Genomic DNA, 21601 nt, shown 5'->3' on the forward strand with positions numbered 1-21601 from the left:
ACTCCTGTCTTAGCGTGCCGGCTGAGTAGTCGCAGTGGACTGCTCGTAGTGATAGCGACCGGTTTTCAGGCTGCTTGGGCCAAGGCGCGCGAACTTGAACATCAGGAACAGTTCAGCCACCAGGAACAGGGTGTACAGACCACAGATCAGCAGCATGGAGAAGATCAGGTCGCCCGCTGTCAGGGAGGAGTTCGCTACCGCAGTTGGCAGCACCTCACCAATCGCCCACGGCTGACGGCCATATTCTGCGACGAACCAGCCGGATTCGATGGCAATCCACGGCAGCGGAATACCGTACAGTGCGGTGCGCAGCAGCCATTTTTTCTCACCGATGCGGTTACGAATCACGCTCCAGAAGGAGGCCGCGATGATCAGCAGCATGATAATGCCGCAGCCCACCATGATGCGGAACGCGAAGTACAGTGGCGCAACGCGTGGAATCGAGTCTTTGGTCGCCATCTGAATCTGCGCTTCCGTCGCGTCGGAGACGTTCGGGGTATAGCGTTTCAGCAGCAGACCGTAGCCCAGGTCTTTCTTCACGTCGTTAAAGCTGTCGCGAACGCTCTGGTCGGTAGAACCACCGCGCAGCTGTTCCAGCAGCGAGTAGGCTTTCATACCGTTACGGATACGCTCTTCATGCTGCTCCATCAGATCTTTCAGGCCGGTAACCTGCTTATCGACGGAACGCGTAGCAATGATACCCAGTGCATAAGGGATCTGAATCGCGAAGCGGTTTTCCTGCGCATCCTGGTCAGGAATACCAAACAGGGTAAAGGCAGCCGGCGCCGGTTGCGTTTCCCACTCGGCTTCAATTGCCGCCAGTTTGGTTTTCTGTACGTCGCCCATTTCGTAGCCGGATTCATCACCCAGAACAATAACGGAGAGAATCGCCGCCATACCGAAGCTGGCTGCGATAGCAAAGGAGCGTTTTGCGAAGGCAAAGTCACGACCGCGCAACATATAGTAAGAACTGATGCCCAGGACAAACATCGCGCCGCACACGTAGCCTGAGGCCACAGTGTGAACAAATTTAACCTGTGCCACCGGGTTCAGGACCAGCTCAGAGAAGCTGACCATCTCCATACGCATGGTTTCGAAGTTGAAATCAGAGGCGATAGGGTTCTGCATCCAGCCGTTCGCCACCAGGATCCACAGTGCAGACAGGTTAGACCCTAATGCGACAAGCCAGGTCACAGCCATGTGCTGAACCTTACCGAGACGGTCCCAACCGAAGAAGAACAGACCTACAAAGGTGGATTCGAGGAAGAAGGCCATCAGACCTTCAATGGCCAGCGGCGCACCGAAGATATCCCCTACATAGTGGGAATAGTAAGACCAGTTAGTCCCGAACTGGAACTCCATGGTCAGGCCGGTTGCCACGCCCAGTGCAAAGTTGATACCAAACAACTTGCCCCAGAACTTGGTCATATCTTTATAAATCTGTTTGCCGGAGAGGACGTAGACCGTTTCCATAATGGCCAGCAGGAACGCCATACCGAGCGTCAGTGGCACAAACAGGAAGTGGTACATCGCGGTCAAGGCAAACTGTAAGCGCGACAGTTCGACTATATCTAACATCATGACTCCTTGCTCATCGCATGAAGACTCCGAGAGTGAAGCCCGTCATAAACGGATTCACACGCATGCCCCAATACAAAGTAATCTGCTCCCCTTCTTCGCTGCTTTTTCTCCTCGACGGGAAAAAGCAGTGATGAAAGGTTACAAATACGTTAATAAAAAACCCAAATTGATCCCGCAAATATAATACGCTGCAAAACCCTTACAATAAACAGGTTTTTAATGAATCACTTTTACGTTTTTCGACGGTGATCAATTTATAGCAAATCTACCGGTTTTCGACCATTTTGATCGCGGACAATTTAACGCCTTTTGATGTCTTTTTCCAAGGATTAAACATTGATTTAAATCAAAAACAGACGGCATTGTTAAACATGTTTAATTGTGGTGAGAATGGTAAAACCCATGTTAACGATATGTGCATTGCGGGAGGATAATAGTTATCAATCACAGATAATAATATAAACAGAGTTGATTTTATTTAACCAGTGCGGAGCGCAACCTGTAATCTGACGGCAAACATAGAGTGTTATCCACCTCACAGTATTTTACGCGGGATCTGTTAAGCCTGATAATTACATTAATTTTACCTTTATTAGTCACAAAATTAACACCCCGTTGTGACTATTTATAAATCAAAAGGCCGCACAGTCTGCGGCCTTGGTTATTGGAGGATGTGATGTCAGGCTAAGCTAAGGTCAAACGTTCGTGACTGACCCGGTCTGAAAGCGCCTGTGATCCCGTCTGCATTGCCCTCCCCTTCCCGTAGACACTCTTTCAGGTCCGTTTCGTTACATGCCGCTATTGTCCGATTCATCGATAACGTCACGTCGCAAGAGGTGGTTTCTGAGGGATTGAACAGGCGGAGAATAAGTGACTCGCGGTCTTCTGCCTTTTTCAGCGCACTCAGGACGCAGCCTGTGGGCGACAGGGTCAACAAGCTGTAGCCCTCCGGCGTGGTGAACGCCGCGCGGTTAAGTTTCATCGCATCCCAGGGGATTTTATTGTAGCAATGCACCGGCGTAAGCCATGCCTTCGCCTGCTGAGCGACGCCAGCGCTTTCCGGTGTGCCGCTAAAACTGAAGAGGCTAAAGCGGCAGTCCAGTTTGCCCCGCAGCTGTGAGTCCGGCACCGGCATCTTGATCCCAGAAGGCCGTCCCGGGCGCAGCAGTAAATCCTCCTTGCCGAGTACCCCTACGCCGCGCAGCAGCGTCAGGGCGAAGGCTTTGGTATCGTCACCCACGATTTCGAATTCCCGTAGCCCCTCGGTAAAGAGCGCCATGCCATTACGCTGTGCCTGAAGGACGGCGTAATGCAGCATATTCCAGACCGGCAGCGGCGCCTCTTTCCATCCCTCCGCCTGCCAGTTGGCCATCGCGGCATCCTGCACAGGGCGGGTCAGCGAGCCAAACTGCGTGTCAGCCAGCACCTCTTGCGTGGTAAACGGCGTGGGGATCAGTACGCGGACACGGTGATCGTCAGCCTGGTTATCCAGGCGAACCGCCACATCAATCCGCCTGCTGTTGTGGCTGAGCGTGATCTCAACTTCAGCCGTGAGCGAGCCGCTTCGCTGGCGTGCCGAGCGTTCGGCCAGGTTTGCCGGCACCGACAGTTGATGCCGGATCACCGCCCTGCTCTGCCAGCCCTCATGCGTCACCTCAACGTCATGCTTGCCCTGCGCCGATGTGAGTCGCCACTCTTCACGAGAGGGAGAGTAATCGTACTCATCCCCGTCATCGGAACTCTCTTCGATCTCCAGCGCGCGGTCATAAACCAGCCCGGATTCTTTATCCCGAAGGCGCAGCGTCCCGTCGTCATTGATATCGATCTGCCAGAACGCATTTTCCAGCAGCGCCTGGGGGGCGTTCTGCGCAGGGCGCACGCTCCCGGCAACATGGGGTTCAATAAAGAACGTGCGATACCCCATTGACGGGAGGATCTGGCTGAGCTGGATGTCAAACTCCATAAACGGGTCGTAGTTGCCGTAATGGACGATTTGCCGGTCGATGAGACCCGGATCGATTTCGCGTGCGCTACGAAGGAAATAAGGGATGTCGTTGCCTTTATCATCCACAATACGGAACTGACGGGCGCGCAAGCGGATAGTGGTGTTAATGACCTCCTCTCGCGGCCAGGGCATCAGATTGAACATCACCAGCTTGTCCTGATCGCGTTGCGGCATGTTATCGACGATTTTACGCATATAAAACCGCGTCAGGTTGTCGGCCATGTCTTCGGCCAGCGCGAACCGGGCGACAATTTCGCGATGGACCTTATCGCTACAGCAGCACCCGATGCTGTCATGAGCATGGTTTTTGAGGATCTCCTTCCACATTTTCTCCAGCAAGCCGTGGTGATACTCAAATCCCAGACTCCAGGCGAGCGTCGCCAGCGGCTCAAGAATATTAACGATCTTATTCTCAATCCGGGCATGGGCGATTTTGATGTCCATCCGCGTGGAGCCGATAGTCCGGTGTACGCGCATGTATTTCCCGTCGATAAACTCACCCTTCAGGGTTGCCAGTTGGTCACGATGGGCATCAATGCGATCGAAAACTTCCTCAAACCGGCTCATCACAAATTCACGCTGCGGGTAGATCTCACGCAGTTTATCCATCACCGCAAAAATATTCTGCTGGAGCGGCATCTGGTCGTGGCCGTTAGGCAGTAAAATCTCTTTGGTGACCGAGGCCTTCTCCAGCACGTCGAAGTAGCTGTCGAGACGTTTTCGCAGTCCGGCTTCGTCCTCCGGTAAGTACTTACCAATCGCGTAGCCCAGCGGCAGCACCTGCGCCGTGACTTCGCTGCCGTCCGTGCTCTGCCAGAGAAATTCGGTTTTATCGGTGCCGTGACGTTCCGAGCACCCTCGCCAGAACAGGGTCCGGGTGATACCAAATCCGTTATAAATGTGCGGCAGTTGCGCTGACATCCCAAACGAATCCGGCAGATAGCCAATTTTCATCGGCTCACCAAAGGCCATGCAGTCGCGAATGCCGTACATCAGGTTACGCACAATCGACTCGGCAGAGACGAGGGTGGTATCCGTTTGGGTATACCACGGACCGATAATCAGCTTACCCGCCTGTACCAGCGCCCTTACACGAGGGCGGTTTTCCGGCTTCACCGCGAAGTAGTCTTCCAGTACCGCGGTCTGGCCGTCGAGGACGTAATATTTCCAGGCATCGTCCTGCTCGAGACGCGTCAGGATCTCCTCCATATTATTGACCAGAAGAATACGTGACTCTTCCGTGGTGAAATACCACTCACGGTCCCAGTGCATGTGCGGCGTGATGTGAACACGAGATACAGCTTTCATCTTCGTTTCCTGTTTATGCGTGGTTATGACGTGACGTCTTCAACGGTGTAGTGACCCTTTTTCACTGCCTGGCGTCGCCAGAGCAGCAACACAACGGTCGAGATAGCGGTGCCCACCAGCGCTGCGCCAAACCAGCCTGCCGCAGCCATCACGCCGCCCAGTCCGGCAGGGTGCAGTAAAAAGAGGGAGAAAATGCCCGCTCCCGGCGTAGATAACCCCACGCCCATCGCCCCGACGATGGCCCCCGTTGCCATTGAGCCCAGAACAAACGAGCCAATCACCCGCAGCGGATCTTCTATCGCCATCGGGATAGCCCCTTCGGTAATCCCCGCCAGCCCGAGCAGCCAGGTGGATTTACCGGTTTCAATTTCAAAGGGTTTAAAAAGTGAGGGAGCCAACACCGTGGAGGCCGTCACGGTGAAAGCCGAGACCATTTTGACCGAGGCGAAAATGGCGTAAGGCCCATAGACGCCGTTAGCCATCGCCCCGAGACAGAACGCATAGGCTGCTTTATTGACCGGGCCGCCTAAATCAAAGGAACACATAAAGCCGAGAAGCGTGCCCAGCAACAGGGCATTTGCCCCGGACAGGCCATTAAGCCAGGCCGTCAGCGAGTTGTTGATCCACGCCACCGGCTCGCCAATCACAAACAGCATCAGGCTGCCCGCGCCCAGCACGCCGATGACCGGATAGAGGTAATAGGTTAAAAAACCGTTGTAGCGGTTACCAAGGCGAATGTGCTGTTTCACCCAGCGCATCAGGTAGCCGGCGATCAGACCGCCCGCGACGGCCCCCAGAAAGCCGGAGCCGATCATGTTGGCGGCAAGACCGGCAGCAAACCCCGGTGCCAGAGCTGGTTTATCGGCCAGCGAAAAGGCGGTGTATGCGGCAAGCACTGGGACCATCAAAATCCCGAGCATGCCGCCGCCGAGCTTGCGATACATCCACAGCCATGAGTTTTCCTGATCGAACAGATGCTGCAAGCCAAGCATTTGTGCCAGCAGTACCGCAACGGCCAGCACCGTTCCTCCGGCAACAATCAGAGGTACAGCAAACGAGATACCGCTGAGAAGCGCCTGCTTCAGCTCGGTCTTAACGCTCTTTTTTTCTGCCTGGACACCCTGCGCAGAAGACGAAGATGACAAGGCCAGCGCGCGCTCGATTAACGCTTCGGCATGGCGCAGCGGTTCTGCCACCGGCACGGAAATAGCCGGAATGCCGTTGAATCGTTCGCTCTCCTTGACCGCCACTTCCGTCGCAAAAATACAGGCTTGCGCTTCCCGCAGTTGCTGAGCGGTAATCCGCCCCTCTATGCCGTTCGCCCCCTGCTTCTCGACCACCACATTGATGCCGAGCTTACGCCCTGCTTTTTCCAGATATTCCGCGGCCATGTAGGTATGCGCGATGCCTGCCGGGCATGCAGTTACGCACACGATGGTCGGCGCATTCACCGGCGCGGCGCGCTCATCGTCCTGCGGCGCATCTTCGAGGGCGGCAATCACCGCGACCGCCGTCTTTGCTGCCATCACCCGTTCCCGAAGGGCATCATCCGCGAGGCGGGAGGTTAGCTCGGTTAAAAGCTGTATATGCGTGGATCCTGCCTGCGCAGGCGGGATGGCGAGCAGGAAAACCAGCTCAACCTGTTCAGGGCCGTCCACCCCTTCCCACTCCAGCGGTTCACTTAACGTTGCGACGGCAAAAGCGGCCTCTTTCACCGCGGACGATTTACCGTGGGGAACGGCCAGCCCTTCGCCCAGGGCGGTGGGGCCAAGCGATTCACGGTGGAAAACTTCCGCTAAAAAGGCATCGCCATCGGTGATCTTGCCCAGCGCCACCAGCTGCACCGTGAGCTGGTGTATGGCTTCATCGCGGCTGGCAAAGCGCTTTTGCACGCAGATTGCCTCGGGATGGGTCAGGGTCGTCAGGTCCATAAAGATCCTCACACTCATGTTGTCATTGTTGAGGATCGATTGTGGCAGACCTAACAATACATTTATGTGATCATTTTCACTAACCCTGATAATTTGTATTTAAGTTGTATTATTTACAATTTTTTGCCGGAAGGCATAATTCCTTGAAAAGGTATTGATTGGATCAATCAAAATGGGCACTAAACCGATGTACCGGCAGATAGCGGACGCGCTGCGTGAAAAAATCGCCAGCGGTGAGCTGAAGCCAGGCGATGCGCTACCGACGGAGTCAGCTCTCCAGCAGACCTTTGGCGTCAGCCGGGTTACGGTCCGGCAGGCCCTGAAGCTCCTCACCGAAGAGCACATCATCGAAAGCATTCAGGGCAGCGGCTCGTATGTGAAAGAGGAGCGCGTCAATTACGATATCTACCAGCTCACGGGCTTTTACGAGAAACTGGCCGACAGAAACATTGCCACGCACAGCGACGTCAAAATTTTTGAGGTGATAAAAGCCGATGCGTTGCTGGCCCAGAAACTGGATCTGATGCCTGAAGAGAAAGTCTGGCACGTCAAACGCGTGCGCTTTATCAAACATAAACCGGTGAATCTCGAAGAAACCTGGATGCCGCTGGCGCTGTTTGCCGATCTGACCTGGGAGGTGATGGAAAACTCCAAATATCACTATATCGAGCAGGTCAAAAAGATGGTGATCGATCGCAGCGAGCAGGAAATCGTGCCGATCGTCCCCGACGCGGAGACCGTCAGGCTTCTGGGAATCGATCCGCATAAACCGGTTCTGGAAAAAATTTCCCGCGGCTTTTTACAGGACGGACGTCTGTTTGAATACAGCCGAAATATCTTTAATAGCGATGACTATCATTTCACATTGGTAGCAAAGCGTTTGCATTAGCACCCTGAGCGTTGACGTTAGTTAGCAATAACAACACAACGCTTTAATATTTTTCGGCTTAAATTATTTCTTTGTGTAGCCTTTTGTAAAACAACAAAGTTTAGACATTCATCCAGACAATATATTTTACGCTAAGCCCATCACATTTTATTTCCACCAGGCCGATTATTTCAAGCCAACATTTACTGCCCCGCCTGCGTTGCGGTAATATATTCAACACGATGATATCTTAGCCTCTTTTCTTTTTTCGCCAGACAATCCATTCTACTCTCGCGATATAATTTCCATTCAGCGACATTTGCATTTCTTATCCTTGGCGGTGTTATCTCCACGTAAAAGGAAAAGAGAAATGAAATATGGAAAAATGGCTTTATTAGTCGCTGGATTGATTGGGAGCGGTTACCTGTATGCCGAAGACACCGCCCCACCCGCTTCGGCCTACACGAAAGAGATGAACGCCGCCGTATATCAGCAGCTCGACTTCAACGATAAACAGGATATAGAAGACGCAAAACGGGGATTTATCGCCTCGCTGTCCCCGCAAATGATTAAAAACGACCAGGGCAAAACCGTAATTAATCTCGACAACTGGTCGTTTTTAAAAGGCGAATCCCCGGACACCGTTAACCCGTCGCTGTGGCGGCACGCCCAGCTCACGAACATTGCCGGCCTGTTTAAGGTTACCGACCGGATGTACCAGATCCGCGGGCTGGATATCTCCAACATGACCATTATCGAGGGCGACAGCGGGCTTATTATTATCGATCCACTTGTCGTACCGGATTCAGCGCGTGCTGCGCTTGAACTCTATTATCAGCATCGCCCGAAAAAACCAGTGGTCGCGGTCATTTACTCACATAGCCATCTTGACCACTTTGGCGGTGTGACAGGGGTTGTGTCGGAAGCCGACGTCAACGCGGGGAAAGTGAAAATATTCGCCCCGGAAGGTTTTATGGAGGAGGCTTCCAGCGAGAATCTGCTGGCCGGGAACGCCATGAGCCGGCGGGCGCTGTTTATGTACGGCATGATGGTGAAGCAGGGCCCACAGGGGCACGTTGACGACGGCATCGGTAAAAGCATCGCCATTGGGCGCAACTCGCTCATCCCCCCCACCTATATTGTTAACGAATCGGGTAAACGGGTCACTATCGACGGCGTGGAGGTGGAGTTTATTTTAGCCCCCGGCACCGAGGCACCGTCAGAGATGATGCTCTGGTTCCCGCAAATGAAAGTTCTGAATGGTTCAGAACTCTTCAACGCCACGATGCACAACTTATACACCTTGCGCGGCGCGAAGGCCCGCAGCGCGGTTAACTGGTGGAAAGCGCTCAATTATGTGCTCGATAAATATGGCGATAGAGCGGAGATCGCCGTCAGTCAGCATCTGTGGCCGGTATGGAACAATGCCCGGGTGAAATCGTACATCGCGGCTCAGCGCGATATGTATAAATACATCAATGACCAGGCGCTCAACCTCATCAACAAAGGCTACAATATGGAGGAAGTCGCCGAGAACATGACGCTGCCTGATTCGCTGGCAAAAAGCTGGAAGAACCGCGGTTATTACGGCTCACTCAGCCACAATGCCAAAGCCATGTACATTTACTATATGGGTTGGTATGACAGCAATCCGGCAAAACTTCAGCCCCTACCCGATGTGAAATCCGCCCCTCGCTATATCCACATGATGGGCGGCGCGAAAAAGGTCTTTGAGGGTGCCAAACAGGCGATGTCCAGCGGCGAGTATCGCTGGGCCGCGCAGCTGCTGAATCACCTCATTTTCGCCGAGCCGGATAACAAGCAGGCCAAAGCGCTGCAGGCAGAGGTCTTCACCCAGCTTGCTTACCAGAGTGAAAACGCTATCTGGCGCAATGAGTATCTCTCAGGGGCGAAAGAGTTGCGTGATGGCGTTCCGGCTATTCCGGTCTCAAGTACGCTCGACAGCGAACTGACGGCGCGCATTGAACCTGAAGCGCTGCTGGATTATATGGGCGTTGCGCTTAATGGACCGAAAGCCAACAATAAAACCCTGCACTTTAACTGGCAGGTTTCAGAGGGTTCAACCTATGGGATCGCGTTAAATAATAGCGTTATTGTTTATCACAAAAATAAGCCATTTAACGACCCGGCCTTTACCCTGACTTCTGATGTCGTCAATTTCTCGCATCTGCTCACAAAAGCCACTTCGCTAAATGAGGCTATGCGAAATAAATCGGTTGAATTAAAGGGCAACCCGGATGCCTGTGAACAACTGTTTTCCCTGATCGACGTATTCCCTTCCATGTTTAATATTGTGACCCCTTAACCTCTGGCACCTCCCGCCTTTACTGCGCGGGAGGTTTTTTTATAAATAAGGAGGCGTTATGCGAAGCTCCAGTAAAAGTCTGATTGTCGCACTGATTGTTTTATTATGTGGTTTACTCCTCATTTTATTGCCGCTGGTTGCGAAGGCTGATAATGCGCGCGACTGGCAAAATTTACCGAAGGATAAAAACCTTATTTTCGGCTATTACAATAACGTTAAAAGCAACACCGATATCAGCAGTGCCCTGCCGGTCGATGGCGTTAGCGTGGATGCGGACGTTTATATATTCCGTTACGCGCGCACGTTTGACATTGACGGGCGCATTTCCGCCGTCCAGATCATTCAGCCTTACGCCAGCGTGAGCGCCTCGCTGGATAATTCCCGCTATTTCACCGGCTCGCTGGAGCATGAAAATATCGGCGATACGCAGGTTATTTTCGCCCATAACTTGTTTGGCGCGCCCGCGCTTAGTGAAGAACAGTTCCGTCAGTGGAAGCCGGAGACCTTCCTCAGTGCGGCGTTCTGGCTCACGCTGCCCACCGGGGATTATGACCGTAATAATACAATTAATATTGGCGCTAACCGCTGGGGCTTTAAGCCCGAACTGGCGTTCGGCACCCCTGTTGGTCACAGCTGGATCGAGCTAAACAGCTGGATCAATTTTTATACGGATAACAAGGAGTATCAGCAAAATAGCAGGCTTGAACAGCGTCCGCTGTACGCACTGGAAGGGCACTGGAGCTACTCTCTCTCCCCTGCTTTCTGGCTTTCACTGGACGGCAGCTGGGCCAAAGGCGGCGAAACGCGCGTAGACGGCGTGCTTCAGGACGATGAGCAGGAAAACGTTCTGCTTGGCGGAACGGTGGGCTTTATGCTTAGCCCGCATTTTGGCGGCATGGTGGCGTATACCGATACCGTCGATCGGCGTGAAGGGTCGCCGGATGTCGCTACCTGGACATTCAGACTCCAGTATCTCTGGTAAGGAGAAGACGATGCGCTATTTCTTTCCTTGCCTCGTCGCGCTTCTTATACCGCTATCAAGCGGTGCCGCCACCGATGACGCGATAGAAAAGGCCACTAATCCGCTGCACCTTTCCACCTCCGTGGCGTTACAGGACTACTACACGCCTGAGCTTTACGGCAGCGACCGTCATACCAACGACACCCTTTTCCGGATGACCACGCCCGTTGCAGCGAACGATCTGGTGCCGGTACCGCAGATTTTACGCATGACGGTGCCGCTTGCCACACGACCGCAGCCCGGTGGCGGCTACGCAACGGGACTCGGCGATATCAACCTGTTTGACATTTTTCTGCTCAAGCAGGACGGCATTAAGCTGGGGATCGGCCCTCTGTTAACCGCCAACTCCGCTGCGCACGACGAAACCGGCACCGGCAAGTGGCAGGCGGGCCTCTCGGCCATTGCCATCAAATCGACGCCCGGGTGGATGGCGGGCACGCTTGTCCAGTGGCAAACGAGCGTGGCGGGCGACAGCGATCGCGACGACGTCCAAACCGGTACGTTTCAGCCGATCATGGTCCTCAAAATGCCGGAAGGCTGGTATCTGCGTACGTCGGGGATCTGGACCTGGAACATGGAGACCGATGACTACGCCATTCCCGTGGGGCTTGGCGGAGGGCGAGCCTGGAGCGTGGGATCAAAAGTGGTGAGCGCGTTCCTTGAGCCGCAGTGGACGGTGGCGCATAAAGGCGATTATCAGCCCGAGCTGACGTTTTTTGCTGGCGTCAGCGTTGTAATGTAAAAAAAAGGCCGCTTTTCAGCGGCCAACCATGTCGAAACGGACATTTTGTTATATCAAGCTCCCCATTCAGAGAGCAGAGAGGATTTACTTAATGATGGATTTCAGTGCTTCACCGATATCCGCCAGGCTGCGAACGGTCTTCACGCCTGCGGCTTCCAGTGCTGCGAATTTCTCGTCTGCGGTCCCTTTACCGCCGGCGATAATCGCCCCTGCGTGACCCATACGCTTGCCTTTCGGCGCAGTCACGCCTGCGATATAGCCCACAACCGGTTTGGTCACGTTTTCTTTAATGTAAGCAGCCGCTTCTTCTTCCGCGCTTCCGCCGATCTCGCCGATCATCACGATCGCTTCGGTCTGCGGATCTTCCTGGAACAGCTTCAGGATGTCGATGAAGTTAGAGCCAGGGATCGGGTCACCGCCGATGCCCACACAGGTGGACTGGCCGAAACCGTAGTCGGTGGTCTGCTTAACGGCTTCATAAGTCAGGGTACCAGAGCGGGAAACGATGCCCACTTTGCCCGGCTTATGAATGTGGCCTGGCATGATGCCGATTTTGCATTCACCCGGGGTGATGACGCCTGGGCAGTTCGGGCCAATCATACGCACGCCCGCTTCATCCAGCTTGACCTTCACGGTCAGCATATCCAGCGTCGGGATACCTTCGGTGATGGTGATAATCAGCTTGATACCCGCGTCGATCGCTTCCAGGATGGAGTCTTTGCAGAACGGTGCCGGAACGTAGATCACGGTCGCTGTCGCGCCCGTCGCTTCTACCGCTTCACGCACGGTATTAAATACCGGCAGGCCCAGGTGCGTGGTGCCGCCTTTACCTGGCGTCACGCCGCCAACCATCTGCGTACCGTAGGCAATCGCCTGTTCGGAGTGGAAAGTCCCCTGGCTACCGGTGAAGCCCTGGCAGATAACCTTGGTATCTTTATTAATTAAAACTGACATTATTTCCCCTCCACTGCGGCAACAACCTGCTGAGCTGCATCCGTCAGACTTTTCGCTGCAATAATATTCAGGCCGCTGTCAGCCAGTTTTTTCGCGCCGAGTTCAGCGTTGTTACCTTCCAGACGCACAACCACTGGCACGTTAACACCCACTTCTTCCACCGCACCGATAATGCCGTCGGCAATCAGGTCGCAGCGAACGATACCGCCGAAGATGTTCACCAGAACGGCCTTCACGTTGTCGTCAGAGAGGATGATTTTGAACGCTTCGGTCACGCGCTCTTTGGTTGCGCCACCGCCCACGTCGAGGAAGTTTGCCGGTTCGCCACCGTGCAGCTTAACGATGTCCATGGTGCCCATTGCCAGGCCCGCACCGTTAACCATGCAGCCGATGTTGCCATCCAGCGCCACGTAGTTCAGTTCCCACTGTGCAGCCTGCGCTTCACGCGGATCTTCCTGAGACTGGTCGCGCATTTCGCGCAGATCGGCCTGGCGGAACAGCGCGTTGCCGTCTGCACCCAGCTTGCCGTCGAGGCAGATCAGGTCGCCCTGCGTGGTGATCACCAGCGGGTTGATTTCGATCAGCGCCAGGTCGCGCTCAAGGAAGATATTCGCCAGACCCATGAAGATCTTGGTGAACTGCTGGACCAGCTTGCCTTCCAGACCCAGTTTGAACGCCAGCTCACGTCCCTGGTAAGGCATAGGGCCTGCCAGCGGATCGATAGCCACTTTGTGGATCAGGTGCGGGGTCTCTTCCGCCACTTTTTCGATTTCCACGCCGCCTTCAGTAGACGCCATGAACACCACGCGACGGGAGCTACGGTCAACAACCGCGCCCAGGTACAGCTCTTTTGCGATATCGGTCGCAGCTTCAACCAGGATCTGGTTTACCGGCTGGCCGTTGGCATCCGTTTGGTACGTCACCAGACGCTTGCCCAGCCAGTGTTCAGCGAACGCGCGGATCTCTTCTTTGCTCTTAACAACCTTCACACCGCCCGCTTTACCACGGCCACCAGCGTGAACCTGACATTTAACTACCCACGGGCCAGCGCCAATTTTGGAAGCGGCTTCTTCTGCTTCACGCGGAGTAGTACAGGCATAACCCACCGGAGCCGGTAAGCCATACCGGGCAAACAGCTGTTTGGCCTGATATTCATGTAAGTTCATGTGTTCTATCCATCCTTCAGGGTAATCGTTATCTTTTAACCTGTAGACCGGCGCGTTCTGAGCGCCGCATGGCGGTACGCTTATCCGGCCTACAGGGCAGGTGATGCAAAACTACTACACGTCCAGCAGCAGACGCGTTGGGTCTTCCAGCAGCTCTTTAATGGCGACCAGGAAGCCCACGGACTCGCGGCCGTCGATCAGACGGTGATCGTAAGAGAGTGCCAGGTACATCATCGGCAGGATCTCAACTTTACCGTCTACCGCCATAGGACGATCTTTGATGGCATGCATGCCGAGGATCGCGCTCTGTGGCGGGTTAATGATTGGCGTGGACATCAGCGAACCAAATACGCCGCCGTTGGTAATGGTGAAGTTACCGCCGGTCAGGTCGTCGACGGTCAGCTTGCCGTCACGGCCTTTCACGGCCAGCTCTTTGATTTTCTTCTCGATGTCTGCCATGCCCAGGGTGTCTACGTCGCGCAGAACCGGCGTGACCAGACCACGCGGGGTCGATACCGCCATGCTGACGTCGAAGTAGTTGTGGTAAACCACGTCGTCGCCATCGATGGAGGCATTCACTTCCGGGTAGCGTTTCAGCGCTTCAACCACCGCCTTCACGTAGAAGGACATAAAGCCCAGACGGATACCGTGACGTTTTTCAAACGCGTCACCGTACTGCTTACGCAGGTCCATGATGGGCTTCATGTTCACTTCGTTGAAGGTGGTCAGCATCGCGGTAGAGTTTTTCGCTTCCAGCAGACGCTCGGCCACACGCTTACGCAGGCGGGTCATCGGCACGCGTTTTTCGCTACGGGCACCCAGCGCAGGCTGTGCTGCTGGTGCAGCCGCAGGCGCTTTCGCTTCTGCTTTCGCTTCAGAAGGCGCTTTCGCCAGATGCTTCTCAACGTCTTCACGGGTCAGTCGACCACCCACGCCGGTGCCTTTGATGGCGGACGCGTCGAGAGTGTGCTCGGCCAGCAGACGACGGATCGCCGGGCTGAGCGCGTCGTTAGACTGCTCTTCCAGAGAAGCCTGCTGACGCTGCGCCGGGGTAGAGGCTTTCTCTTCCGTTTTGGCGCTCGACTCTTTGCCCGCGCTGTTGCCTTCACGCAGGCGACCGAGGATCTGGCGAGAGGTGACGGTTGTACCTTCATCTTCCAGCACTGCGTCCAGGATGCCATCCGCCGATGCCGGTACTTCCAGTACCACTTTGTCAGTTTCGATTTCTACCAGCACTTCATCACGCTTAACGCTATCGCCCGGTTTTTTATGCCAGGTGGCAACAGTCGCATCTGCTACGGATTCAGGCAGGTCGGGAACAAGAATATCTACGCTACTCATTATGTATCCTTTAATTAATCGACGTTCAGCGCGTCATTGACCAGATCTTGTTGCTGCTTCTGGTGAACGGACATATACCCTACCGCCGGAGAGGCGGAGGCCGGGCGACCTGCGTAACGCAGGGCAGACCCAAATGGAATCACTTCACGGAAATGATGCTGGCTGCAGTACCATGCGCCCTGGTTGAGCGGCTCTTCCTGGCACCAGACAAAATCATGGACGTGAGCATACTGTTTCAGCACTTCCTGCATCGCCTGATGCGGGAACGGATAAAGCTGTTCGATACGCACGATGGCGACATCTTTCTGATCGTTCTTGCGGCGCTGTTCCAGCAGGTCGTAATAAACCTTACCAGAACACATCACAACGCGCTTCACGCCCTTCGGATCCAGTTCGTCAATTTCACCGATGGCCGGCAGGAAGGTTCCGTTCGCCAGTTCGTCGAGGCTGGACACCGCCAGCGGATGACGCAGCAGCGATTTCGGCGACATCACCACCAGTGGACGGCGCATACCGCGCAGCGCCTGACGACGCAGCATGTGGTAAACCTGAGCCGGGGTCGATGGTACGCAGACCTGCATGTTCTGCTCGGCGCAGAGCTGCAGATAACGCTCCAGACGCGCGGAGGAGTGCTCCGGTCCCTGCCCTTCGTAACCGTGTGGCAGCAGCATCACCAGGCCACACATACGGCCCCACTTCTGTTCGCCAGAAGAGATGAACTGGTCGATAACCACCTGCGCACCGTTGGCGAAGTCACCGAACTGCGCTTCCCAGATGGTCAGGGTGCGAGGTTCTGCGGTCGCGTAACCGTACTCGAATGCCAGAACCGCTTCTTCAGACAGCACGGAGTCCCAGACCCGGAACTGGCCCTGACCGTTATGCACGTGCTGCAGCGGGGTATAGGTTGAACCGTTGGTCTGATTATGCACAACCGCATGACGGTGGAAGAAGGTACCGCGACCCGCATCCTCACCGGAGAGGCGAACAGGGATACCTTCGTCAACCAGCGTGGCATAGGCCAGCGTTTCCGCCCCGCCCCAATCGAACAGCTTCTCACCTGCCGCCATGGACTGGCGATCGCCATAGATTTTTGCCACGCGAGACTGCATCTCGATAGCGTCAGGCACGGTGCTAATGCGTTTAGCCAGCTCCTGCAGGCGCTTCATCTCGACCTTGTTCGGGTAGCTCTCATCCCACTCGTGGTTGAGGTACGGCGACCAGGTAAAGGAGTGCATGTTCATCGGACGCAGCTCTTTCACAACGCATTCACCTGCATCCAGCGCGTCACGGTAAAGATTGACCAGCTCGGTCGCATCTTCCAGCGTCGCCACTTTTTCGGCTTCAAGCCGGTCGGCATAGATTTTGCGCGGCGTCGGGTGTTTTTTGATTTTCTGGTACATCAACGGCTGGGTTGCGCTTGGCTCGTCAGCTTCGTTGTGGCCGTGACGGCGGTAGCAGAACAGGTCGATCAGCACGTCGCGTTTGAAGGTATTACGGTAGTCCAGCGCCAGACGGGTGACGAAGGCCACTGCTTCCGGATCGTCCGCGTTGACGTGGAAGATTGGCGCCTGCACCATCTTACCGATGTCGGTACAGTACGGCGTAGAACGCGCGTCCAGCGGGTTAGAGGTAGTGAAGCCCACCTGGTTGTTGATCACGATGCGAACGGTACCGCCCACTTCGTAACCCCGCGCTTTGGACATGTTCAGGGTCTCCTGAACCACGCCCTGACCGGTAATCGCCGCATCACCGTGAATGGTAATCGGCAGCACTTTATTGCTGCTCGGCTCGTCAAGACGATCCAGACGCGCGCGCACCGAACCAATGACGACCGGGCTTACGATTTCGAGGTGCGACGGGTTAAACGCCAGCGCCAGGTGAACCTGACCGCCTTCGGTTTCGATATCTGACGAGAAGCCCATGTGGTACTTCACGTCACCGGTGCCGAGATGTTCTTTGTGTTTACCCGCGAATTCGTCGAACAGGTCCTGAGGCTTTTTGCCCAGCACGTTGACCAGCACGTTCAGACGACCACGGTGCGCCATGCCCAGCACCACTTCACGGGTGCCGCTCTTGCCCGCATGGCGGATCAGCTCTTTGAGCATCGGGACTAACGCATCGCCGCCTTCCAGCGAGAAGCGTTTTGCGCCCGGGAATTTCGCGCCCAGATAGCGCTCAAGCCCTTCTGCTGCGGTCAACTCACCCAGGAAGCGCTTTTTCTCTTCATGAGAGAAGGTGGCGTGCCCCGCCACGGATTCGATACGCTGCTGGATCCAGCGCTTCTCTTCGGTGGAGGTAATGTGCATATATTCCGCGCCGATGGAGCCGCAGTAAGTCTGCTTGAGCGCGTCAATCAACTCGCCCAGCTTCATCGTGTCTTTGCCGATGGCAAACGAACCTACGTTAAAGGTTTCCTGGAAATCGGCCTCGGTCAGATCGTGGAAGGCCGGATCGAGATCCGCCACACGTTCTTGCTGCCACAGTCCCAGCGGATCGAGATTCGCATGCTGGTGACCACGGAAGCGATAAGCGTTAATAAGCTGCAGGACTTTAACCTGCTTCGCATTGGTGTCAGGGTCGGAAATCGCAGAAGAGTAACGTGAGGCATCCTTCGCCAGACGACGGAAATAATCACGTGTTTTGGAATGGAATTGATCCGGTTTGACCCCTGTACCAGGCAACTGCTGGAACATGGAACGCCAGTTTGCGTCCACTGAGTCAGGATCGGTTAAGAAGTCTTCATAGAGCTGTTCTATCCAGCTCTGGTTTGCACCAGAGAGGTAAGAAGAGTCCAGCCAGGCTTTCATTGCGCCGTTCTGCATCGTGATCCCTTAAGCATTTTATGCTTACTTTCGCCGTAGAAACTACCACGTACAACACGTACGTGCCGGGGTTCACCTGCGAGCTCTTTCTGGCCCGCGAAGGAACCTTTAGAAACTGTCTTAAGGGTTTCCCCTCACCCCGACCCTCTCCCACAGGAGAGGGGGAATGTCGTCGGCAGTTTTTAAAGATTTCCTGCAATCTATTCCCTCTCCCTTGGGGAGAGGGTTAGGGTGAGGGGAACAGCGCCCCCTCTTATTACTTCTTACGCACTGCGCTGCAGCAGCATCGACTTAATATGGCCGATGGCGCGCGTCGGGTTCAGCCCCTTAGGACACACACTGACGCAGTTCATGATGCTATGGCAGCGGAATACGCTGAAAGCGTCACTTAATCCTTCCAGACGGTTATCGGTTTCGGTGTCGCGGCTATCGATCAGGAAGCGATAGGCAGCCAGCAGACCGGCCGGGCCGATAAATTTGTCCGGGTTCCACCAGAACGATGGGCACGACGTTGAGCAACATGCACAGAGAATACACTCATACAATCCATCGAGTTTTTCACGCTGCTCGGGTGACTGTAAGTGCTCACGAGCAGGAGGATTTTGCCCATTATTCAACAAGTAAGGCTTAATCTTCTCATATTGTGCATAGAATTGCCCCATGTCTACCACCAAATCGCGCACGACCGGCAGGCCTGGCAGAGGACGGATAACAATTTTCTGACCAGGACGCTGCAACGCTGAAATTGGCGTAATACAGGCCAGGCCATTTTTTCCGTTCATGTTCACGCCATCGGAGCCACACACCCCCTCACGGCAGGAACGGCGGAACGACAGTGTCGGATCTTTTTCTTTCAGCTGCATTAAGGCATCCAGCAGCATCATGTCACGACCTTCTTCCGCGTCCAGGGTGTAATCCTGCATACGCGGCGCATCGTCTACATCCGGGTTATAACGATAAACTGAGAATTCGAGTTTCATTGTCCTGTCTCCGCATTAATAAGTACGAATCTTCGGCGGGAACGCCGGACGCAGTTTCGGTTCCATGTTAACGCTACGACGCGTCATGGTTTCCGACTCTGGCAGATACAGGGAATGGCACAGCCAGTTTTCGTCATCACGATCCGGGAAGTCGAAGCGGCTATGCGCGCCACGGCTTTCGGTACGGAAGTTTGCCGACACCGCAGTGGCGTAGGCCGTTTCCATCAGGTTATCCAGCTCCAGACACTCAACGCGCTGGGTATTGAACTCGCTGGAGGTATCATCCAGACGGGCATTTTTCAGACGCTCGCGGATCGCTTTCAGCTGCTCAAGGCCTTTCGCCATCGCGTCGCCTTCACGGAATACCGAGAAGTTGTGCTGCATACATTCCTGCAGCGCTTTACGGATTTCCACCGGATCTTCGCCGTTACGGTTGCCGTTCCAGCGGTTGAGGCGCTCGAGGGAGGCATCGATTTCAGCGTCGGTAGCGTCAAGCAGGTCGCCCTGCTCGGCAATGGATTCCTGCAGATGCAGACCCACCGCACGGCCAAACACCACCAGGTCCAGCAGGGAGTTGCCGCCCAGACGGTTAGCGCCGTGTACCGATACGCAGGCGATTTCGCCGACGGCAAACAGGCCAGGGATCACCACGTCTTCGCCCTGCTCGTTCACGGTCAGCGCCTGACCGGTCACTTTGGTCGGAATGCCTCCCATCATGTAGTGGCAGGTTGGAATAACCGGGATAGGTTCTTTAACCGGGTCAACGTGGGCGAAGGTGCGGGACAGCTCCAGAATGCCCGGCAGGCGGGATTCCAGTACCTCTTTACCCAGGTGGTCGAGCTTCAGCTTCGCGTGTGGACCCCATGGGCCATCGCAGCCGCGGCCTTCGCGGATTTCGATCATGATGGAACGCGCCACCACGTCACGACCCGCGAGGTCTTTCGCATTCGGGGCATAACGCTCCATGAAGCGCTCGCCGTGTTTGTTCAGCAGGTAGCCACCTTCACCACGGCAGCCTTCCGTCACCAGAACCCCCGCGCCGGCGATACCGGTTGGGTGGAACTGCCACATCTCCATATCCTGCACCGGCACGCCCGCGCGGATAGCCATCCCCACGCCGTCACCGGTGTTAATGTGGGCGTTGGTGGTTGACTGATAAATACGCCCTGCACCGCCGGTAGCCAGCACGGTTGCACGCGCTTTGAAGTAGACGACCTCACCGGTCTCGATGCACAGTGCGGTACAGCCCACGACTGCGCCATCGGCGTTTTTCACCAGATCCAGCGCATACCACTCAGAGAAGATGGTGGTGTGGTTTTTCAGGTTTTGCTGATACAGAGTGTGCAGCAGCGCGTGGCCGGTACGGTCCGCCGCCGCTGCGGTACGTGCCGCCTGCTCGCCGCCGAAATCTTTCGACTGGCCGCCAAACGGACGTTGATAGATGGTGCCATTTTCCAGACGGGAGAACGGCAGGCCCATGTGGTCCAGCTCCAGAATCGCTTCCGGGCCGGTTTTACACATATATTCGATGGCATCCTGGTCGCCGATGTAGTCGGAACCTTTTACCGTGTCGTACATGTGCCATTCCCAGTTATCTTCATGGGTATTACCGAGCGCCACGGTGATACCACCCTGGGCTGATACGGTATGGGAACGGGTCGGGAACACTTTAGAGAGCAGCGCACAGGTCTGGCCGCTCTGGGAAATTTGCAGCGCTGCGCGCATACCTGCGCCACCAGCACCAATCACGACAGCATCAAATTCTCTGACTGGCAGTTTCATTACACACCCCACACCACAACGAATCCATAAATAACGTAAACCACCAGTGCAACGACAATTGCCAGCTGCAGAGGGAGGCGAATGGCCAGAGGTTTAACGTAATCGGTCAACACCTGCCACATGCCAATCCAGGCATGGATAAGGATGGAGAACAGCGCCAGCAGGGTAAACACTTTGGTGAAGGCCGATCCGAAGAAACCACTCCAGAGCTCCCACGTCAGCGTGCCGCTGGTCGCGAAGAAACCGATCATATAGATGATGTAAAGCGTGAGGACGATGGCGGTAGCGCGGACCAGAATGAAGTCATGTACGCCGTTGCGTCCTAATGCGGAGGCGTTGCTTACCATACGAGAACTCCTGCGAGAATTGAAAGCACGACAGTCAATACAAATGAAATGTTAGCAGAGCGTTTCCCGGCCTCGAAGGTCTCTTCCAGATAGCCGAAATCCATCAGCATATGGCGTACGCCGCCTACGACGTGGTATGCCAGCGCGGTCAGAATGCCCCACATGATAAATTTCACGAAGAAGCTGTTCATAATGGCGGAGGCCTGGAGGAATCCTTCAGGAGACGAGAGGCTGGTTCCCAGTAGCCACAGCAAAATACCGACCGCCACAAACGTAATCACACCGGATACGCGGTGCAGAATGGACGCTATTGCTGTTACAGGGAATCGGATCGTTTTGAGATCCAGATTGACAGGTCTTTGTTTTTTCACGTTTCTTATCATGAATAACGCCCACATGCTGTTCTTATTGTTTCCTTCCTCCGGAC

Annotated in this window: 15 protein-coding genes; 4 read left to right on the forward strand and 11 right to left on the reverse strand. The window is 55.0% G+C overall.

The genetic code is table 11. The features are described 5' to 3' along the window. Positions 1-9: 9 nt before the first annotated feature. The 3 genes from cydA to mngA all read right to left on the reverse strand — a co-directional run bounded on the left by cydA (position 10) and on the right by mngA (position 6825). Positions 10-1578, reverse strand: coding sequence for a cytochrome ubiquinol oxidase subunit I (cydA, locus tag ACWKX3_RS09255; RefSeq protein WP_042321014.1), 1569 nt, complete (start codon positions 1576-1578; stop codon positions 10-12). A 682-nt stretch (positions 1579-2260) separates the two neighbouring features. Continuing rightward, positions 2261-4894 (reverse strand): mannosylglycerate hydrolase, encoded by a 2634-nt coding sequence (gene mngB / locus ACWKX3_RS09260; protein WP_454541627.1) that lies wholly within the window; start codon positions 4892-4894, stop codon positions 2261-2263. Positions 4895-4917: 23 nt separating this feature from the next. Next, entirely contained in the window at positions 4918-6825 is a 1908-nt protein-coding gene (gene mngA, locus ACWKX3_RS09265; RefSeq protein WP_448890936.1) for a PTS 2-O-a-mannosyl-D-glycerate transporter subunit IIABC, read from the reverse strand. A 172-nt stretch (positions 6826-6997) separates the two neighbouring features. Here mngA and ACWKX3_RS09270 point away from each other — a divergent pair, with 172 nt between their 5' ends. The 4 genes from ACWKX3_RS09270 to ACWKX3_RS09285 all read left to right on the forward strand — a co-directional run bounded on the left by ACWKX3_RS09270 (position 6998) and on the right by ACWKX3_RS09285 (position 11782). Further along, positions 6998-7714: a GntR family transcriptional regulator gene (locus tag ACWKX3_RS09270; protein ID WP_101738038.1), complete on the forward strand. Its 717-nt coding sequence runs from the start codon at positions 6998-7000 to the stop codon at positions 7712-7714. Between the two features lie 349 nt (positions 7715-8063). After that, entirely contained in the window at positions 8064-10019 is a 1956-nt protein-coding gene (locus ACWKX3_RS09275) for an alkyl/aryl-sulfatase (protein ID WP_454541628.1), read from the forward strand. A 58-nt stretch (positions 10020-10077) separates the two neighbouring features. After that, positions 10078-11001: a transporter gene (locus tag ACWKX3_RS09280; RefSeq protein WP_006177200.1), complete on the forward strand. Its 924-nt coding sequence runs from the start codon at positions 10078-10080 to the stop codon at positions 10999-11001. 10 nt (positions 11002-11011) lie between these two features. Further along, positions 11012-11782: a hypothetical protein gene (locus ACWKX3_RS09285; protein WP_202561853.1), complete on the forward strand. Its 771-nt coding sequence runs from the start codon at positions 11012-11014 to the stop codon at positions 11780-11782. 84 nt (positions 11783-11866) lie between these two features. Here the strand turns inward: ACWKX3_RS09285 and sucD are convergent, their stop codons facing one another. The 8 genes from sucD to sdhC form a co-directional block, all read right to left on the reverse strand. Then, positions 11867-12736: a succinate--CoA ligase subunit alpha gene (sucD, locus tag ACWKX3_RS09290; protein WP_006177198.1), complete on the reverse strand. Its 870-nt coding sequence runs from the start codon at positions 12734-12736 to the stop codon at positions 11867-11869. Beyond that, positions 12736-13902: an ADP-forming succinate--CoA ligase subunit beta gene (gene sucC / locus ACWKX3_RS09295; protein WP_058610549.1), complete on the reverse strand. Its 1167-nt coding sequence runs from the start codon at positions 13900-13902 to the stop codon at positions 12736-12738. Before sucC ends, sucD begins: the two co-directional genes overlap by 1 nt. Before the next feature lie 114 nt (positions 13903-14016). After that, the gene (odhB, locus tag ACWKX3_RS09300) at positions 14017-15243 is read right to left on the reverse strand and encodes a 2-oxoglutarate dehydrogenase complex dihydrolipoyllysine-residue succinyltransferase (RefSeq protein ID WP_006177196.1); all 1227 of its coding nucleotides are present in this window, start codon (positions 15241-15243) and stop codon (positions 14017-14019) included. 14 nt (positions 15244-15257) lie between these two features. Continuing rightward, on the reverse strand, positions 15258-18065 hold the full coding sequence (gene sucA / locus ACWKX3_RS09305; protein ID WP_006177195.1) for a 2-oxoglutarate dehydrogenase E1 component: 2808 nt from the start codon (positions 18063-18065) through the stop codon (positions 15258-15260). Between the two features lie 263 nt (positions 18066-18328). Next, a complete protein-coding gene (locus ACWKX3_RS09310; RefSeq protein ID WP_058610547.1) occupies positions 18329-19045 on the reverse strand; it encodes a succinate dehydrogenase iron-sulfur subunit in 717 nt (238 codons plus the stop codon). Between the two features lie 15 nt (positions 19046-19060). Beyond that, positions 19061-20827, reverse strand: coding sequence for a succinate dehydrogenase flavoprotein subunit (gene sdhA, locus ACWKX3_RS09315; RefSeq protein WP_006177193.1), 1767 nt, complete (start codon positions 20825-20827; stop codon positions 19061-19063). Then, positions 20827-21174: a succinate dehydrogenase membrane anchor subunit gene (gene sdhD / locus ACWKX3_RS09320; RefSeq protein WP_006177192.1), complete on the reverse strand. Its 348-nt coding sequence runs from the start codon at positions 21172-21174 to the stop codon at positions 20827-20829. Before sdhD ends, sdhA begins: the two co-directional genes overlap by 1 nt. Then, positions 21168-21572: a succinate dehydrogenase cytochrome b556 subunit gene (sdhC, locus tag ACWKX3_RS09325; RefSeq protein WP_006177191.1), complete on the reverse strand. Its 405-nt coding sequence runs from the start codon at positions 21570-21572 to the stop codon at positions 21168-21170. Before sdhC ends, sdhD begins: the two co-directional genes overlap by 7 nt. Positions 21573-21601 lie beyond the last annotated feature (29 nt).

It is taken from the genome of Enterobacter sp. UPMP2052 (genome assembly GCF_053709675.1).

Bases quoted from the DNA above. Each gene is read 5' to 3' on its own strand.
- mngA (WP_448890936.1), bottom strand. From the start codon at position 6,825: ATGGACCTGACGACCCTGACCCATCCCGAGGCAATCTGCGTGCAAAAG.
- ACWKX3_RS09270 (WP_101738038.1), top strand. From the start codon at position 6,998: ATGGGCACTAAACCGATGTACCGGCAGATAGCGGACGCGCTGCGTGAA.
- sdhC (WP_006177191.1), bottom strand. From the start codon at position 21,572: ATGTGGGCGTTATTCATGATAAGAAACGTGAAAAAACAAAGACCTGTC.
- cydA (WP_042321014.1), bottom strand. From the start codon at position 1,578: ATGTTAGATATAGTCGAACTGTCGCGCTTACAGTTTGCCTTGACCGCG.
- sdhD (WP_006177192.1), bottom strand. From the start codon at position 21,174: ATGGTAAGCAACGCCTCCGCATTAGGACGCAACGGCGTACATGACTTC.
- sucD (WP_006177198.1), bottom strand. From the start codon at position 12,736: ATGTCAGTTTTAATTAATAAAGATACCAAGGTTATCTGCCAGGGCTTC.
- ACWKX3_RS09285 (WP_202561853.1), top strand. From the start codon at position 11,012: ATGCGCTATTTCTTTCCTTGCCTCGTCGCGCTTCTTATACCGCTATCA.
- sucA (WP_006177195.1), bottom strand. From the start codon at position 18,065: ATGCAGAACGGCGCAATGAAAGCCTGGCTGGACTCTTCTTACCTCTCT.
- sdhA (WP_006177193.1), bottom strand. From the start codon at position 20,827: ATGAAACTGCCAGTCAGAGAATTTGATGCTGTCGTGATTGGTGCTGGT.
- ACWKX3_RS09275 (WP_454541628.1), top strand. From the start codon at position 8,064: ATGAAATATGGAAAAATGGCTTTATTAGTCGCTGGATTGATTGGGAGC.
- odhB (WP_006177196.1), bottom strand. From the start codon at position 15,243: ATGAGTAGCGTAGATATTCTTGTTCCCGACCTGCCTGAATCCGTAGCA.
- sucC (WP_058610549.1), bottom strand. From the start codon at position 13,902: ATGAACTTACATGAATATCAGGCCAAACAGCTGTTTGCCCGGTATGGC.
- ACWKX3_RS09310 (WP_058610547.1), bottom strand. From the start codon at position 19,045: ATGAAACTCGAATTCTCAGTTTATCGTTATAACCCGGATGTAGACGAT.
- mngB (WP_454541627.1), bottom strand. From the start codon at position 4,894: ATGAAAGCTGTATCTCGTGTTCACATCACGCCGCACATGCACTGGGAC.
- ACWKX3_RS09280 (WP_006177200.1), top strand. From the start codon at position 10,078: ATGCGAAGCTCCAGTAAAAGTCTGATTGTCGCACTGATTGTTTTATTA.